Origin of the sequence: Bartonella pachyuromydis (genome assembly GCF_039543065.1) — a bacterium.
Lineage (GTDB): Bacteria > Pseudomonadota > Alphaproteobacteria > Rhizobiales > Rhizobiaceae > Bartonella > Bartonella pachyuromydis.
Genome location: NZ_BAABJA010000018.1, coordinates 1 through 15,775 on the forward strand (window position 1 = coordinate 1; position 15,775 = coordinate 15,775).

14 protein-coding genes and 2 pseudogenes are annotated in these 15,775 nt (G+C 39.9%); 14 read left to right on the forward strand and 2 right to left on the reverse strand.

Features of this window, described 5'->3' with window-relative positions:
• Positions 1–1,153: 1,153 nt before the first annotated feature.
• The 4 genes and pseudogenes from ABD917_RS07830 to ABD917_RS07845 all read left to right on the forward strand — a co-directional run.
• Positions 1,154–1,717: pseudogene (locus ABD917_RS07830) on the forward strand (hypothetical protein); the annotation flags it as partial.
• A 93-nt stretch (positions 1,718–1,810) separates the two neighbouring features.
• Positions 1,811–2,938, forward strand: a complete 1,128-nt coding sequence (locus ABD917_RS07835; protein ID WP_345119537.1) for a N4-gp56 family major capsid protein — start codon at positions 1,811–1,813, stop codon at positions 2,936–2,938.
• Positions 2,939–2,959: 21 nt separating this feature from the next.
• Positions 2,960–3,340: a hypothetical protein gene (locus tag ABD917_RS07840; RefSeq protein ID WP_345119538.1), complete on the forward strand. Its 381-nt coding sequence runs from the start codon at positions 2,960–2,962 to the stop codon at positions 3,338–3,340.
• Between the two features lie 11 nt (positions 3,341–3,351).
• Positions 3,352–3,732 carry a hypothetical protein gene (locus tag ABD917_RS07845; RefSeq protein WP_345119539.1) on the forward strand — a complete coding sequence of 127 codons (381 nt, stop codon included), beginning with the start codon at positions 3,352–3,354 and terminating at the stop codon, positions 3,730–3,732.
• Between the two features lie 36 nt (positions 3,733–3,768).
• Here the strand turns inward: ABD917_RS07845 and ABD917_RS07850 are convergent, their stop codons facing one another.
• On the reverse strand, positions 3,769–4,053 hold the full coding sequence (locus ABD917_RS07850; RefSeq protein WP_345119540.1) for an addiction module antidote protein: 285 nt from the start codon (positions 4,051–4,053) through the stop codon (positions 3,769–3,771).
• Positions 4,034–4,342, reverse strand: a complete 309-nt coding sequence (locus ABD917_RS07855; protein WP_345119541.1) for a type II toxin-antitoxin system RelE/ParE family toxin — start codon at positions 4,340–4,342, stop codon at positions 4,034–4,036. Before ABD917_RS07855 ends, ABD917_RS07850 begins: the two co-directional genes overlap by 20 nt.
• 71 nt (positions 4,343–4,413) lie before the next feature.
• On the opposite strand from ABD917_RS07855, the gene ABD917_RS07860 reads away from it, so the two are divergent.
• The 10 genes and pseudogenes from ABD917_RS07860 to ABD917_RS07905 all read left to right on the forward strand — a co-directional run.
• A complete protein-coding gene (locus ABD917_RS07860) occupies positions 4,414–5,121 on the forward strand; it encodes a phage adaptor protein (RefSeq protein ID WP_345119542.1) in 708 nt (235 codons plus the stop codon).
• Between the two features lies 1 nt (position 5,122).
• The gene (locus tag ABD917_RS07865; protein WP_345119543.1) at positions 5,123–6,580 is read left to right on the forward strand and encodes a hypothetical protein; all 1,458 of its coding nucleotides are present in this window, start codon (positions 5,123–5,125) and stop codon (positions 6,578–6,580) included.
• Entirely contained in the window at positions 6,580–7,068 is a 489-nt protein-coding gene (locus ABD917_RS07870; protein WP_345119544.1) for a hypothetical protein, read from the forward strand. The genes ABD917_RS07865 and ABD917_RS07870 overlap by 1 nt, the downstream gene beginning before the upstream one ends.
• A complete protein-coding gene (locus tag ABD917_RS07875; protein ID WP_345119545.1) occupies positions 7,007–7,849 on the forward strand; it encodes a hypothetical protein in 843 nt (280 codons plus the stop codon). The genes ABD917_RS07870 and ABD917_RS07875 overlap by 62 nt, the downstream gene beginning before the upstream one ends.
• A gap of 7 nt (positions 7,850–7,856) precedes the next feature.
• On the forward strand, positions 7,857–9,329 hold the full coding sequence (locus ABD917_RS07880; RefSeq protein WP_345119546.1) for a hypothetical protein: 1,473 nt from the start codon (positions 7,857–7,859) through the stop codon (positions 9,327–9,329).
• Positions 9,330–9,331: 2 nt separating this feature from the next.
• The gene (locus ABD917_RS07885; protein WP_345119547.1) at positions 9,332–11,557 is read left to right on the forward strand and encodes a glycine zipper family protein; all 2,226 of its coding nucleotides are present in this window, start codon (positions 9,332–9,334) and stop codon (positions 11,555–11,557) included.
• Complete coding sequence (locus ABD917_RS07890) at positions 11,554–12,189, forward strand: transglycosylase SLT domain-containing protein (RefSeq protein ID WP_345119548.1); 636 nt, start codon at positions 11,554–11,556, stop codon at positions 12,187–12,189. Before ABD917_RS07885 ends, ABD917_RS07890 begins: the two co-directional genes overlap by 4 nt.
• Positions 12,190–12,200: 11 nt before the next feature.
• Positions 12,201–13,202: a phage tail protein gene (locus ABD917_RS07895; RefSeq protein ID WP_345119549.1), complete on the forward strand. Its 1,002-nt coding sequence runs from the start codon at positions 12,201–12,203 to the stop codon at positions 13,200–13,202.
• A 7-nt stretch (positions 13,203–13,209) separates the two neighbouring features.
• Positions 13,210–14,223, forward strand: coding sequence for a phage tail protein (locus ABD917_RS07900; RefSeq protein ID WP_345119550.1), 1,014 nt, complete (start codon positions 13,210–13,212; stop codon positions 14,221–14,223).
• A gap of 7 nt (positions 14,224–14,230) precedes the next feature.
• A pseudogene (locus ABD917_RS07905) lies at positions 14,231–14,647 on the forward strand (phage tail protein); the annotation flags it as partial.
• Between the last annotated feature and the right edge of the window lie 1,128 nt (positions 14,648–15,775).

A 15,775-nucleotide genomic window follows, 5' to 3' on the forward strand; every position in this document is an offset into this window, starting at 1 on the left:
TTTATGAAAATGATCATATCGTAAAGATTATTGATAAAACAGAATAAAGAACGGCGTGGGGGCGCCTTCTTACAGCTATAAACGCATCATAAGATGCATTCCTTAAAACGTATCATAAAAGAGAGAGGTTAAAAAAGAAAGCCGTGCCAATTGATATGACGCGGCTTTTCAATGGAGGCTTTGGAATAACCAGTTCCAAATCATAAGTATTTACATACAAAACGGATCATATTGCAAGCGTTCTATTGTTTTTATGAATACTTATCAAAAGGATCATAAATGATGCATATGATTTTTACTCACTCATTTGAATGAGAGAATGAATTATAGAGACTATAAACGCTTGTTATGGCTATCAAACCTATTAAGAATAACGCTCTTTTCTTTAAAGAGATTTGTTTAAAACAAAGCATATGATCAAAACGCCTCTTTAAAACGTTTGGTAGCTTTATCAATCCAATCAAAAGCAAATGTGTATTAAGTGAAATATCTATAACAAAACCCGTTTTTACATTTACACGCGTTGGTTTTTAAAAGTAGCATTTCATAAGACAAATAAACAGCCGCTTTTATCAAATCTAAAGCTTCTAAGATTGGCTCTGCTGTGAAATCTAGATCTTTGTTTTTTCGTAAATAAGATGTTCTTAAGAACAAATGATAACTAAACTATAGCTGTTATAAAAAAAGGTTTTAAGCGTTTAAACATTCACTTAAAGAGTTCTCATAAGTGTATTTTCACTTTTCATTGAAACCTAATTTCTTTAAAAATTAGCCGGCTCAAATTTGAGCTGGTTATCTTTAAAATAGAGCATTCTTTAAACAACATTATTTTACTAAAAATTTAGTAAAACCCTATGCGTCTAGATTTTACAATGGTTTTGAATTTTGCTTGCTTATTTTGAGTGATAAAAACGTATCATAAAATTTATGAACTGTTATAAATGGTAGCTGCTTTTCGTTTCATTTAAATACACACATGCGTTATAATATTTGCATCATGATTTGCTTTTTATGCTCTATTCATACGTGCCAATCTTATCTAAAAAATGGTCAATTTAAACACGTATAAAAGTGTGGATTCTTAAGTGGATTCATATAAAATAATTACACGCAACATATTGACTTTATTGTATTTTTTATGATAATGTGACGTTTGGGAAAAAAGCTTCAAGAGCAGGATGCATATATTAGAGCGCAGCAAGATGTACAAAGGCAAGCAATTGAATATGAAGAATTTAATGGACATTTGAATCAGTTTTTAGAAAACTCTGTTGCGTCTGTTAAAGATAAATACAGTGATTTTGATGCCGCGGCAGATTTTCTTTATGAGGCACGTGCAAAGCAGTTGAATGCGTGGTCTTCTGTCTATCCCAATTACGCACAAAAGAGCACGATAGATGCGATTATAGGGGATGAATTGCGAACGATTGTAGCCACTTGCGCACAAAAAGGGGGTAATCCGGCAGAAGAACTCTATAGGATAGCGCAAAATCTAGGGTATCAGAACCAAGCAGTCCAAGGCAATAATCAAGTTGCAGCGCTGCAAAGTAGGCAGAATTCTGCGAAGACTTTAACAGCCTCTGGTGGTGGAGGCAGTGTTGGACCAATCACTAAAGACACTCTTGCCGCTATGTCAGAGAAGGAATTCAACGCGTGGATAGCCAATCCGAAAAATGAAGCGCATTTTTATGAAATTATGGGAGCAGACCCTGATTAGGGAATAAGTTTTTCAACATAATCCGCCTTTGATGCGGGTTTTACACCGGCTTTAAGCCGGTTTTTTTTACAGCAAAGAAAGGTGAAATCAAAAATGGCAACAACACATATAGGAACCCATGATCCACAATCGGTGAAATTGTGGTCACAAAAATTAAGCAATGAAGTTTTGAAGGCGACGAAAATTGCCCCCTTGATAGGGAAAAGTTCAAACAGCATTATCCAGCTTTACAACGAAACCCATAAGAGTGCAGGGGATAGCGTTACATTTAGTTTGCTTGTGAATTTGTTCGGAGATGGTGTAACGCAAGGTGAAACTCTAGAGGGTAATGAAGAAGCCCTTCAATTTATGAATGATAGGTTGGTCATTAACGAGCTCTTGCATGCAGCACGTGTCGCCAATGATGACTCGATTGACCAACAGAGAATTCTCCCGAATTTACGCAAGAAAGCTAAAGAAGGCTTGGTTCGCTGGTATGCCAATCGTTTAAGCATCATGTTCTTTTTACAGGTGTGTGGTTATACAGCGCGTACGATCAATGTTGATGGTCGAGAAGTCTATATTAAACCAGTCCATTATGGTTTTAATCCGATTATGGCGCCAAGCAGTGAACGTATTATCCGTCCCGATGGTAAAACCAAGGATGAAGAGCTCACCGATAAAGCCAAACATAGCTTTAGTCTCAAATTGATAGATGAAGCGGTAAAACAAGCCAAACTAGCCAATCCCCAAATCTCTCCGGTTCACGTTAATGGTGATGATGTGTATGTTTTGTATTTGCATCCGACCCAAGTGATGCAATTGCGTACTAATACAGCAGCCGGTGAGTGGTTAGATATCCAAAAATCGGTTTATGCGACGTCACGTGCGAAGAACCCGATCTTTGATGGTTCACTAGGCATGTATAATGGTGTTGTTTTACGTGAGGCAATTCATGTCACCCATGGTGTTAAATCAACAGATTCTACAGCCGTTAAAAGTGTTCGTCGTGCGGTGTTCTTAGGTGCTCAAAGTGCGATTATAGGTTTTGGTAAAAATCATAGTGCAACGCATTACACCCTTAAAGAAGAGTATTTTGATTATGAGCGTGAATTTGGTGTTGCAGCCAAGACTTTGATAGGCATGAAGAAAACCCGTTTCCAAATGCCAAATAGTGCACAAACAGCCCAAGATTTTGGAACAATTGTTATCCCCACCTACAGTGGTGAAGCAGCAGCGTAATGATTAAGAAGGAGAAAAGAGATGGCAGATCATTTACCCCCTCCATTACAGGGAAGAAATCTTCACACCCAACAAGTAAGCTTTTTGCGATTGAATATCTCACATAAGGATAAGCATCTTACAGAGAAAATAGGGATTTTACCCCGTGGAGCAGTCATTACTTCGATAAAAGCCTTTGTGAAGACAGCGTTTTCGGAAGCAAAATTGAAGATAGGCAGTACCTATGGAGGGAACGAATACAGTGAGAAAGAGATCAAAACCCAAAGCGTACAGGACTTTACGCCAACAGATCAAAAGGTTTTTATTGCGGATGATAAGGAAGTTACCCTTTATGCAACTCGTGATAAAACAACGGCAGCTGGTGAATGTGTTGTGGTCGTACAATTTGTGACAAATCATTAAGAGGACAAGAGATGGCAGATCATTTACCCCCTCCATTACAGGGCAGAAATCTTCATACCCAGCAGGTAAGTTTTTTGCGGCTTAATTTTAGCTACGAAGATAAAGAGAATGCACTGAAAATAGGCATTTTGCCTAGAGGTGCTTTAATCACTTCAATTAAGGTGTTTGTTAAAATAGCGTTTACGGATACGAAAGTGAAAATAGGCAGCACTGCTGGTGGAACTGAGTTTGGTGAAGCAGAAATCAAACAACAGGCAGTCAAAGAGATCAAGCCCACTAATCAAAAGGAATTTATCCCTTATGATGAGGAGCTTACTCTCTATGCCAAAATGGATAAAACAGTCCAAGCAGGTGAAGCAAGCGTGGTCGTTGAATTCGTGACTAATCAATGAAATGAAGGGGAAAGATCTTGTCATTTCCCCTTGTATTCATGAATTGCAAGATTGCACAGAGAGTTGCAAATTAAGGGCAGATAATACAGCAACTAAGGTAGAAAGTTTGGGGTCACCCGTTTTACTTAAGGAGCGGTACAATCCACTGCGTTCGCGATTGGTTTCTTTTGCTAAGGCACTCATATTTTGGGCACGAGCAACGATACCAAGAGCATCGGCAATGTGAGCGGCATCACCGGTTTTAAGGGCTTCATTGAGAAAAATTTTCTGTGACTCAATGTCTTTAAGATATTCTTCTGGTTTAAATGGGGTTATTTTCATCACTGTACTCCTCTTTTAATTTTAACGCTTGTTCAATATCTCTTTGCTGCGTTGATTTATCTCCACCGCATAACAAAAGGATAAAATCAGAGCCTTTTTGGGTAAAATAAATTCTGTAACCAGCACCATAGTGGATACGTAATTCGCCTATGCCATTAAAGAATTTAACATCACCGAAAAGTCCTTGTTTTAGGCGTACAACACGTTGAAGAATAATAGCCTTAACGCTTTTATCTTTAAGTTTCTTAAGCCAAGTATCAAATTCTATTGTTTTATGAATGGTTACCATGTGAGTACTATAGTGCACATGATGTATAATGTCAAGTTAGTTTTTCTTTTTATGTTTCGAAAGGTGTTGTAATGGCACGTCATTATATACGGATAAGGACGGGAGAACCGATACAAGATCACCAAGATGTTTTTCGCCACAGAGGAACGCTTGCACATCTTGTGTCGGTAATTCAAAGCGAAATCGATGACATCACGGATGAGTATATTGGGCAAATCCAAGAAAGTATTTTTTCCGCCATTCGTTTTTGTGAGAGGGAAAGTTTTTATTTTAATGAAAGCCGTGATGTGATGTTTACAACACAGGCGGGGAAGGGTGTCTATGATGCAACCGATACCCGCCATATCGCAACAGCTGTTAAAATCAAAAGTGTATTTCTGTTTTCCGATCAACATCACAAGATTGAATTAAAGCAAAGAAGTCCTTTTTCTTTAGAGCCTTCATTGTCTTTAGAACAGCAAGGAACGCCGGTTTATTACAGTTACTTTGATAGGAAATTGCATCTTTATCCCACACCAGATAGAGCCTATCAGGTTCAACTCATTCTCTCTCCTCTACGTTTAGAAGATCTTGAGAATGCTAATCAGGAACACCCATGGTTTGTGCATGGGTTTGACCTGATCAAAGCACGTGCAAAATATGAATTGTACAAGAATATACTCAAAGAGCCCGATTGTGCAGCAGCAGCTTATAATGACTTTAACGAGCAGTTGCATGTTTTGCGTGCAGAAACGTCTCAACGTCATAATGTTACCAGAATAATTCCAACGGATTTCTAAGATGGTTTACTTTCCAGTCGCTGATTACAGACCAGATGTTTCGGTTGTTAACAGCAGCTTTACGGATACACTTGTGAATGTTTTACCTGCGGACGGTTCTTATATCCCGATGCCTAGTGCCACGGTTATTTCTGCGCCTTTAGAAGAGAAACCATTAGGTTGTATAGCTTTTAGAACCAGCCATGGTGTCAAGATAATCGTAGGAGGAGCACAAAAGCTTTATAGTTATGATAGCCAAACGCGCGGTTGGAAAAACATTAGCCAGAGTGATGTGAGCTATCAAGCCCATGAAGAGAACAAGTGGTCATTTGCTTTGTTTGGTGAAACCATTATTGCGGTGAACAAAAATGACAAACCACAGGTATTCAATGTTCGTAGTTCAGAGAGATTTGCAGATTTAGGAGGGAATCCGCCCAGAGCAGGCTTGGTCAAGGTTTGGGGAGATTTTGTTTGTTTAATGCAACTGACAGATCATCCCAATCGCATTCATTGGTCAGGTTTGAATGATGCAACACATTGGACGGTTAAGGATAAAAATTGCGATTTTCAGGATTTTCCGGATGGAGAATATGTGCAGGGAGCAACAGAATCCACGAATCCCGTCATTTTTATGCGTTCTGCTATTTATGTAGGAACCTTTGTTCCAGGTTCTAAGATTGTGTTTACTTTTCAAAAGATACAAGACAAGCGAGGAGCACGAAGTGCAGGCTCTATCGCTTGCCATGGCAGTGATTCTTTTTTTGCCAGTGATGGCGGCTTTTATCAGATGAGTGCTGATGGTCAGATTTTACCAATAGGTTTTGAAAAGGTTGATCGAACGGTATTTTCGAGCTTTGATAAGCTTGCTCTTGATAGCATGCAAGGTGTGATAGATCCTATCCATAATCGCGTTTACTGGTCTTTGAAGGGTGGCAATAACAAGCAAACGACCTTTGTTTATGATTGGGGCTTGCAGAAATGGTCGACGATACAGGGTGATCCTTTCACATTGTTTGCGGCTTTTAGCACAGGCTACACTTTAGAACAGTTAGATGAGATTTCGACTAGTCTTGAGGGGTTACAGGCTTCTCTTGATAGTGCAGTTTGGCAAAGTGGCGCTCCAATGCTTGGTGGGTTTGATGGTCATAACCGTCTTGTTGTGTTTACAGGAGCCCCTATGGAAGCGATCCTTGTTTCGCAAGAGATGGGAGCACCGGATGGCAGTTTTAGTTTTATCACGAAGATGTTTGCAGAAGTGGATACTCTGGAAGGTCTTTTAAGCATAGGAGAACGGCGCCTTCGCAATGATAAAACGCCGATCACATGGCATAAGGAGAGGGTATGTTCTTTTATCACGGGCGCTTATCATGGACGCTCACGCAATCGTTATCACCGCTTTAAATTGCGTATTCCAGAAGGAGAGACTTGGAAGCATATTACGGGTTTTAAAGTTGATTTACGCCCTTTAGGCAGAGGGTAATGGCAAAAGTCTATTTGACCAGTTCTTGGGAACTTGAGCGTATAGCCCCTTATTTGGAAGAGATTATTGCCTCCTTTAGTGAGTATGTAGAGCGTTTCAAACATGAAATTACGTTACAAGAACTCATTGAAGCCATTTGTAGTGGGAAGAAACAGTTATGGCTTATTTTGGATGATGACGAGCGCTTTTTAGCAGCTGTTACGACCCAGATACAAGAGACCATTTTAGGAAAGAAGCGCGCCTTGATTTGTGAATGTAGTGGCAAGGGCGTTCTTGATTTGGTTAACAATCTGAAATTTGCAGAGGATTGGGCGCGTGAGAATGGCGCCTTTGAAATAGAGATTTTAGGTCGCTTAGGTTGGAAATGTGCATTGGCCAAGCAAGGTTACGGCATAGATATGCTTTATTATAGGAAGGAATTGAGAAATGGGGAGCAAGAGTCCAGCAACAACGGAGAAGAGGCAGGTGCAGACAAGCGCCCCTCCTAGTTGGGTGGGGAATATCTTTAAACGTGGCGGTAGAGATGCGCTCAATCTTTATGCTTCAGGAGCGGGTGGCAATGTTTACGGAGGACCACGCGTTACACCGTTAAGTGCGCCAACCTACCATGCGATTGGAGGTCTTGGAAGTATTCCTAGTTATTACCAAAACCGTTCCTTAGTGAATTTGCTCCAGAATCCAACAGCGGCAGCAAATAATCTTGGAGTCATGGCTTCAGGTGGCATGGTTGGACAGAATTCATCTTTTAATGCTGCACTTCAAAATAGCCTAGAGCGTGTAAAAGATACAATTAACAGCTCTTTTGCAGGAGCAGGTCGTTATGGGTCAGGTGCCCATACGGGGGTGTTAGCAAATGAACTTGGCGCTTTATCTACGAGCGCTACAGCGAACCAATATAATCAGGATGTGCAGAACATGATGCAAGCCAATGCCATGATTGACCAAGCCAATCAAAATCAGTTGGGAGCATCAAATAACTTCTTACAGGGTTATGGCAACGCCTATACGAATATGTTGCAGGGAAGTGGTGTTTTGAATGATTACAATCAACGCCTCGTTGATGCCAATCGTGAACGTTGGCTGGAACAAGACAATAGCGGTTGGAATAGATTGAACATGTTGATGAACGCCGGTCATGGTTTTGCAAGAAATTACGGCACGACAATGAATAATATGACAGGTTCTGAGATGAAAGGCAACGACCCTTGGAAGAACGCTATAGGGATTTTAGCTAGCCTTGGTCAAATTGCTTCTGGATTCAAAAAGTGAGATAGTTATGGAAAATAATAGAGATAACATTTTATCAAGACTTCTTAAGTCTATGTATGCAATGAGCCCATTGACATCACGTATCCTTATGCAAAATCAACGTATGGCATTAGAGGATGCGAAACAACAGGCAAATAATTTACCTTATTTAACTCCTTCTTTCCCGATAGCTACATTCGGTTCGCAAGCAAATCCTCTAGGTTTAGCTAAAAATATTCCTCCCTTATCAGACGTAAGTTCGCCTTTTAGACCGGCAGGATTTAAGCCGGATGTACCACTTTCAGCACCTTCTTTACCGATAGCTACATTCGGTTCGCAAACAAATCCTCTAGGTTTAGCTAAAGATATGGAGCCATTGCCCAATGCGATTTCAGATTTGGCATCATTGAAACAAAAGCAGGCTCAGTTACCAGAACCTATTTCAACGGAAGAACCACAAAAGTCTGTACAGCCACAACAAGGTGTCATTCCTAACCAAGCGGCTGGTTCTCAACAGAGTTTTTGGGATCATCTACGGAGTCGAGAGTTTTTAGAAAGATTATCGGATTATGGAATTGGTTATGCCTTATCAGATGGGACGATAGCACAAAGCTTAGCGAGTGGCGCTATGAATCTTCGTCGTGGGGATATGGAAAGAGAAAAAAGAGGGCAGGTTAACCAGACCGTCGAGTATCTAAAATCCAAAGGCTACAGCGAAGAAGAAGCGCGGGTTATGGCACAGAATCCTCAAATGCTTAGTGCACTGCTAACAGGTGATGATACTCCTAAGTTACTTGCGGGGTATGAATGGTATACCAATCCACAGACAGGTAAACGTGGACAGAGACCGATGGAAGGGACTATACAGGAATTGGAGTATAATCAGAAAAAACGAGACATAGAAGAGTGGGAAATAAATAAGAGAAATGCTGCTGATATAGCAGCAAAAGAAATTGATAACATTATAGGGACAGTGAATGATGCTCTTCAACTTATAGACGCAAACCCCGACAAGGTTGCAGGTATAATTGGTTCACTTGCTCAGCTTGTTCCGGGTTCTGATGCAAAATCATTAAAAAAGAAGTTCAAACAGCTTGAAGGTGGTATCTTTACTCGAGTGATTGAAACAATCAAAAAGCAAAATGATAATGGAACCGTAGGTGTTGGTCCGTTATCTAATGAAGAAAGCGCGCGGTTGGTAGCATCTTATGGTTCTTTGGATATTAGCGATAACCCTGAAGAACTACATAAAACTCTGCTAAAAATTAAAGATATGTTTGATCTTTTTAAACAACTGAATAATGAAGAAATTTATAGGTTATCAAACGGGATGGAAGTAAGACGGCGTCCAAATCCTCCTGCTCAATATTATAATGGGTCGATGTCACAAGGAGGCGGTGCAAATATACCTAAGATGAATATAGAAGAGGCGGATGCTAAGGATGATATACCTGCTTTTATGGATAGTTCCAGTGGTGAAATTTGGGTTAAGGAGAAATAATCATGACCCCTTATAATACTTCTGGTGAAATTGGTTCTCAGTACATATATCCAAAAAAGAAAATAAATTTACGTACAGTTGAAAATTCTGTGAGTTCTTCTCCTGCTTCTCAATATAGATACTCTAAAAATGGAACACGTTTTCGTTTAGTTGAAGATCCTGCTGAGATTGAGAAACTTTCAAAATTTTTTGCTAACAATTCTCCTGCTCCTCAATATAGATACTCTAAAAATGGAACACGTTTTCGTTTAGTTGAAGATCCTGCCGAGATTGAGAGGATATCTAATTTTTATTTTAGTCAAGAACAGAAAAATCCAGAAAACGAACAAAATACAACAGATGATTTTTCATTTGATGATAAAGATCTTACGCGGTGGGATGCACTTAGAAGTCATGGGATATCTGGTTTGACAGCAGGGTATAGTGATGAGCTACAAGCTGCGAATGAAGCAGGTTTTACGAATTATTGGCGTGGCGATAAACGAGCAGAGGAGATCTATAATAAACGGGTAGCAAAAGAACGAGCTTATTTAAAAGCCTTGGAAAAGAAACACCCAATATTATCTTCTATTGGTTATCTTTCTGGTTCGATTGTACCAACAGTGGCATCATTTATCCCTGGGCTTGGACTTTTGAGAGTAGGTGCTGCGGCATCAACATTTGGAAATATTGGTAAAGCAGCAATTTTAGGAGCAGGTTCTGGAGCTTTGCATGGCTCTGGTGCAGGAGATGGTTTTTATGGTCGTCTTGGTTCGGCAGGGATTGGTGGTGGTATTGGAGCTGTTGCTGGTCCTGTTGGTTCTCTCGCTAGTACATTCGGTTCTTCGGGATTGAATAAAGCGTTAAGAAGCATGCAAACAGTTCCTTTTGTAAGAAGGCATTTTAATCCTGCTCATAAGGACATTCAAACCAGAGCAGTCAGAGAAGTTGCAAAAACATTATATGATGATGGTGTTGAGAATGTTGCAGAACGCCTTGCAAGTGCGCCGCGTCATGCATTTTTGACAGACATTAGTCCGAATTTAGAAGTATCACTTGCTAATATGGGGAAAACAAATACGCGCGTTTCTGAACTTTTGAAACATGCTCATGGAGAAAGGGTGCAGAATGCTGTCCGCCGTATTGGTCAATTGGCAGATGAAAACATTACACCTCTCCAAGATACGAAAGTTTTAAAAAGGTCTCTTCAAGAACAAGGAGAAAGAGAATACAAACATCTTTATGCACAAGCGATGCAAACTCCAATTGCGAAAAGACATTATCCGGCTCTTAATAGGCTTTTCAAAAATAAATGGTTTCAAGATGCCCTTAAAGAAGCAGTTGATATCTTAGAAGGCGATCCACGCAAAGCAATTGCTCAACGATTTTATGATAAAAATTTTAGCCATCTTAACTATAAGCCCACAATGGAATTATTAGATCAAACTAAGAAAAGTCTAGATGAATTAATTGAAAAGTATAAAAATTTTGGTGATAAGCAAAAGAGCTCTGGATACCAATTGATTAAGAACAATTTGGTAAAGATAACGGACGAAATCTCCCCCACTTATAAAGCAGCGCGTGGTAGTGCGGCAAAATATGCAGGCTTTGAAGAAGCTATAAGCCAAGGCAAAAAAATTGCAGAAAGAGATGTTTCAGGAGCAACAATAGCAGAAGGTCTTCGTAAAGGTGCGATAGCGGATGGTCTCAATACTTATCGTGTAGGGATAAGAGATTATATCGATGACATATTAGCAAAATCCCGCCCTGTTAATAGACTTTCGAATATTTTACAAACAGGTAGCATGTCTAAAAATCTTAGCAGGTCTTTAAATCCTAAAAACATTGAAGCGTTTAGGAAAGCTGTAGATGATGAAAGATTTTATGAAGATGCGGCGCAAAGAGCACTAAAGCCATTTCAAGGAACGCCAGAGGTTTCTCCTCTAACAGGTGTTAATATTCCCTACGGAACAGTTAGTGCAGCACATGAAGGGGCAAAAATTACTCAAAATATTTTATCTGATACGATTAAAAAATTGCCTCAAAAAGAGAGACAAATATTTGAACGGGATATGGCAAAGTTAGCAACTTTTGGCGTTAAGGGTATGAAGCAGCAGGAAGTCGCTCAAATGTTACAAAGGTTCATATATTGGCATAAAAAAGGAGTTTTGACTGAAAAGACAATGCATTTCATTTCTTCTATATTGATGGGAGAAGCGGGCAGATGGGGAAGGAGTAAAGTTCAGTGACCCGTTACAGCCCTTCAGTAGATCAAGCGATACGTCAAGCAGCGGCGCGGTATGGATTGCCGGAAAGCTATTTATACCGTGTTGCGCAAGTTGAGAGTGGTGGTAATCCCAATGCAAGGAATCCGCGCTCTTCTGCGGGTGGTTTGTATCAGTTTATAGACAGCACAGCCAAGCAATATGGTTTGCAGGACCGTTTTGATCCTATGCAGGCAGCCGATGTCATGGGGCGGTTGACGCTTGATAATCGTAACCATTTAAGCCGTGTGTTGGGAAGAGCGCCTACAGAGGCAGAATTGTATTTAGCGCATCAACAGGGCGCAGGAGGAGCCACGCGTCTTTTACGCAATCCCCATGCCAATGCGGCGCAATTGGTTGGGAGCAATGCGGTTGGTTTGAATGCAGGCAATAATGCAATGCGTGCAAGTGATTTTGTTAATCGTGTTTTTCAAATGTATGGGGGGCAGCCTTATAGAGCAAGTCCTATAGCACGAGGGGGCATTGGCAATAGAGCGAATTTGCTAGAGGTTTTACGGGCATTATTAGCATCACAGGAAGAGCCTTTAGAAGAAGAGCATGAAGAAGATGATAATCCTTTGATGACGCAATTCATGCGGGCATTTTACGGAATTTAAGGGTCAAAATCATGTCAACAATATATGATTGGTCACTTAGAGCGGCGGATAACACACGCGCTGATGATTTGATTGATTGGTCAGAAGGACAATTGCCAAGCACAATCAATAATAGTGCACGTGGTATGATGCAAAGGGTAAGAGAGTATCTTTCTGATACGGGTGGAAGCCTTGAAGGGGTTGTGCGTGTTGATAATGAGCAGCAAACGACAGTGATTAGATTGCAGAGCAAATCGGTATTTTTAGAGTATCAGAATGGAATAGTTTTGCGTTTTATAGCTACAGGCAAGAATGTTGGAACCACTACAATTGCTTTAAATGATTTACCAGCTAAGCCTGTTTATAAGGCAACGGAAAGTGGTTTATCGGTTTTATCGGGGGGAGAAATCCAAGATGGTTGTCTTTATACACTGATCTATAGTGAAGATGGTTGGCAGCTTGTTAATCCTACCTCCTTACCGTTAGAAGAAGAAAGCGACCTTTATCCAACAGGATTTATAGGAAGCTTTGGGATGCGCGCTATTCCAAGAGGTTGGTTATTATGTGATGGGAAAGCTTATTTACGAAGTGATTATAGAGCTCTTTATGAAACGATAGGGACGGTTTGGGGAGAGGGAGATAGTGTCACGACATTCCATGTCCCCGATTTGCGAGGGATGTTTTTACGTGGAGTTGATGGAGGACGTCAAATTGATGTTGGTCGCGCTTTTGCGAGTGTGCAAACAGATTTAATCCAGTCACACCAACATGAAGGTCAAAAGCTTTCCACACCCCATTTTAGGAACACTGAAAACTATTGGGATGGTCACACGACGGATGTTTTGGGGTATCGTCTAGGGTTGTTTGGGGGGAGCTCTCTGGCGAATTTTATGGGTATAGAGAGTGAGAATATCCATGGCTACATTGTAGAACCCTATAGCGTAGATGAAAGAGAAGATGTTGTCTTGAGAAGTTCTGGAGAAGGAGAGACGCGTCCTATGAATGTATCGATAGTGTTTGCAATCAAGGCATGAGGTTAAGATGTCAACGATCTATGACTGGTCTTTAACGGCATCAGAGAATGGGTATTGTGATGATCTGATTGATTGGTCAGAAGGGCAGCGTCCTAGCAGTGTAAATAACAGCGCGCGTTTTATGATGCAGCGAGTACGTGAATATTTGTGGGACACAAATAGTCAGATTGAAAATACCTTTACTGTTGATGAAGCAAAACATTCGACTTTGATAAGAGTTCAAAGCAAATCGGCATTTTTAGAGTATCGGAATGGAATATCGGTTAGTTTTAAAGCGAAGGGTAAGAATGTTGGAACCACTGCGATTGCTTTAAATGATTTAGCAGGTCAGCCCGTTTATAAGGCAACGGAATTAGGCATGGGTTCTTTAAGAGGAGGAGAGATCCAACAGGGGTGCATTTACAGCTTTGTGTATCAGCGTGGTGTTTGGCATTTGTTGAATCCTACGCCGGCGCCTTTAAGCAAAACGCCAGATCTTTTGCGTTATCCAGCAGGCAGCATATGTGCTTTTGGTATGCAACGTCTCCCTTCGGGTTGGTTATTATGTGATGGGAAGGCTTATTTACGAAGTGATTATAATGCTCTTTATGAAGCGATAGGGACAAGGTGGGGTGGTAGTGAGAGTTGGACCAAGTTTCATGTTCCCGATTTGCGTGGAGTTTTTCTGCGTGGTCTTGATGATTCACGTGATCTAGACCGGTGGCGTTCTTTTGGGACACTCCAGAATGATAGCATGAAAAAACATGACCATAGTGGTGAATCCTTTACGATTTTCAATAATGATGATGAGGAAGAGAGTTGGCATGGTGATATGACGATCATCTGGGGCTATGTACTCAATGACCAGCAAAGGTTGAAGCTTGCTGAACGGCTTGGAGTAAGAGCAGAAGATATTCGTATACACCATAAGCTAGCCTTTCCCCATTCACACCTTCAGATGCGTGATGTGGTTTTGGCAAGTTCTGGTGATAGCGAGACGCGCCCTATTAATGTATCGATAGTGTTTGCGATCAAGACGTGAGGTTAAGATGTCAACGATCTATGACTGGTCTTTAACGGCATCAGAGAATGGTGGGACTGATGATTTGATTAATTGGTCAGAAGGACAACTCCCAAGCACAGTGAATAATAGTGCGCGCGGTATGATGCAGCGTGTACGTGAATATTTATGGGATACGGGAGGAGCCCTTGAAGGAAAGGTCACGGTTGACAATGAACAACAGACGAGTGCGATCAGGTTGCAGAGTAAATCGGTGTTTTTAGACTATAAGAGTGGAATATCGGTCTGTTTTAAAGCGAAGGGTAAGAATGTTGGCGCGACCACGATTGCTTTGAATAATTTGGTAGGTAAGCCTGTTTATAAGGCGACGGAAAGCGGTTTATCGGTTTTATCGGGGGGAGAAATCCAAGATGGTTGTCTTTATAGGGTTGTGTATGATGAAGAGACCACATTGTACATAAAAAACTAATAAAGTCAATATGTTGCGTGTAATTATTTTATATGAATCCACTTAAGAATCCACACTTTTATGCATGATTCATTTGACCATTTTTTAGATAAGATTGGCACGTATGAATAGAGCATAAAAAGCAAATCATGATGCAAATATTATAACGCATGTGTGTATTCAAATGAAATGAAAAGCAGCTATCATTCATAACAGTTCATAAATTTTATGATACGTTTTTATCACTCAAAATAAGCAAGAAAAATTCAAAACCATTGTAAAATCTAAACGCATAGGGTTTTACTAAATTTTTAGTAAAATAATGCTGTTTAAAGAATGCTCTATTTTAAAGATAACCAGCTCAAATTTGAGCCGGCTAATTTTTAAAGAAATTAGGTTTTAAAGAAAAGTAAAAATACGCTTATAAGAACCTCTTTAAGGAAACGTTTAAACGTTTCAAACTGATGTTTTATATATTAACAGCTATAAATTAGTTATCATTTGCTCTTAAGAACATCTTATTTACGAAAAAACAAAGATCTAGATTTTACAGCAGAGCAAATCTTGAAACCCTTACATTCTATAAAAACGTTTGTTTATTTGTCTTGTGAAAAGCTGCTTTTAAAAACCAATGCGCATAAATAGAAAAACGGTTTTATGACAGATATTCCCTTAATAAGCATTTCTCTTGATAGGTTTTAAAGAAGCATTTTGATTATGTACTTTATTTCAAATGACTCCCTTTAAATATGGGAGCGTTTTATTGATACGTTTATAAAAATCAAAAGCGTTTAGAAACTCTCTTATTCAAATGAATGATTAAGATCATACCCATTATTTACGTTCCTTTTGATAAGTTTTCATCAAGAGAATAGAGCGCTTGCAATATGATACGTTTTGTATATAGGCGTTTATCGTAAGTTCATATTTTTTGGTTACATTTCTATAGAAAAGATAAAAGCCGCGTCATATCAATTGGCACGGCTTTCTTTTTTAAGCTCTCTCTTTTATGATACGTTTTAAGGAATGCATCTTATGATGCGTTTATAGCTGTAAGAAGGCGCCCCCACGCCGTTCTTTATTCTGTTTTATCAATAATCTTTACGATATGATCATTTTCATAAA

Bases quoted from the DNA above. Each gene is read 5' to 3' on its own strand.
- ABD917_RS07900 (WP_345119550.1), top strand. From the start codon at position 13,210: ATGTCAACGATCTATGACTGGTCTTTAACGGCATCAGAGAATGGGTAT.
- ABD917_RS07855 (WP_345119541.1), bottom strand. From the start codon at position 4,342: ATGGTAACCATTCATAAAACAATAGAATTTGATACTTGGCTTAAGAAA.
- ABD917_RS07840 (WP_345119538.1), top strand. From the start codon at position 2,960: ATGGCAGATCATTTACCCCCTCCATTACAGGGAAGAAATCTTCACACC.
- ABD917_RS07875 (WP_345119545.1), top strand. From the start codon at position 7,007: ATGGGGAGCAAGAGTCCAGCAACAACGGAGAAGAGGCAGGTGCAGACA.
- ABD917_RS07880 (WP_345119546.1), top strand. From the start codon at position 7,857: ATGGAAAATAATAGAGATAACATTTTATCAAGACTTCTTAAGTCTATG.
- ABD917_RS07835 (WP_345119537.1), top strand. From the start codon at position 1,811: ATGGCAACAACACATATAGGAACCCATGATCCACAATCGGTGAAATTG.
- ABD917_RS07845 (WP_345119539.1), top strand. From the start codon at position 3,352: ATGGCAGATCATTTACCCCCTCCATTACAGGGCAGAAATCTTCATACC.
- ABD917_RS07870 (WP_345119544.1), top strand. From the start codon at position 6,580: ATGGCAAAAGTCTATTTGACCAGTTCTTGGGAACTTGAGCGTATAGCC.
- ABD917_RS07865 (WP_345119543.1), top strand. From the start codon at position 5,123: ATGGTTTACTTTCCAGTCGCTGATTACAGACCAGATGTTTCGGTTGTT.
- ABD917_RS07885 (WP_345119547.1), top strand. From the start codon at position 9,332: ATGACCCCTTATAATACTTCTGGTGAAATTGGTTCTCAGTACATATAT.
- ABD917_RS07860 (WP_345119542.1), top strand. From the start codon at position 4,414: ATGGCACGTCATTATATACGGATAAGGACGGGAGAACCGATACAAGAT.
- ABD917_RS07895 (WP_345119549.1), top strand. From the start codon at position 12,201: ATGTCAACAATATATGATTGGTCACTTAGAGCGGCGGATAACACACGC.
- ABD917_RS07850 (WP_345119540.1), bottom strand. From the start codon at position 4,053: ATGAAAATAACCCCATTTAAACCAGAAGAATATCTTAAAGACATTGAG.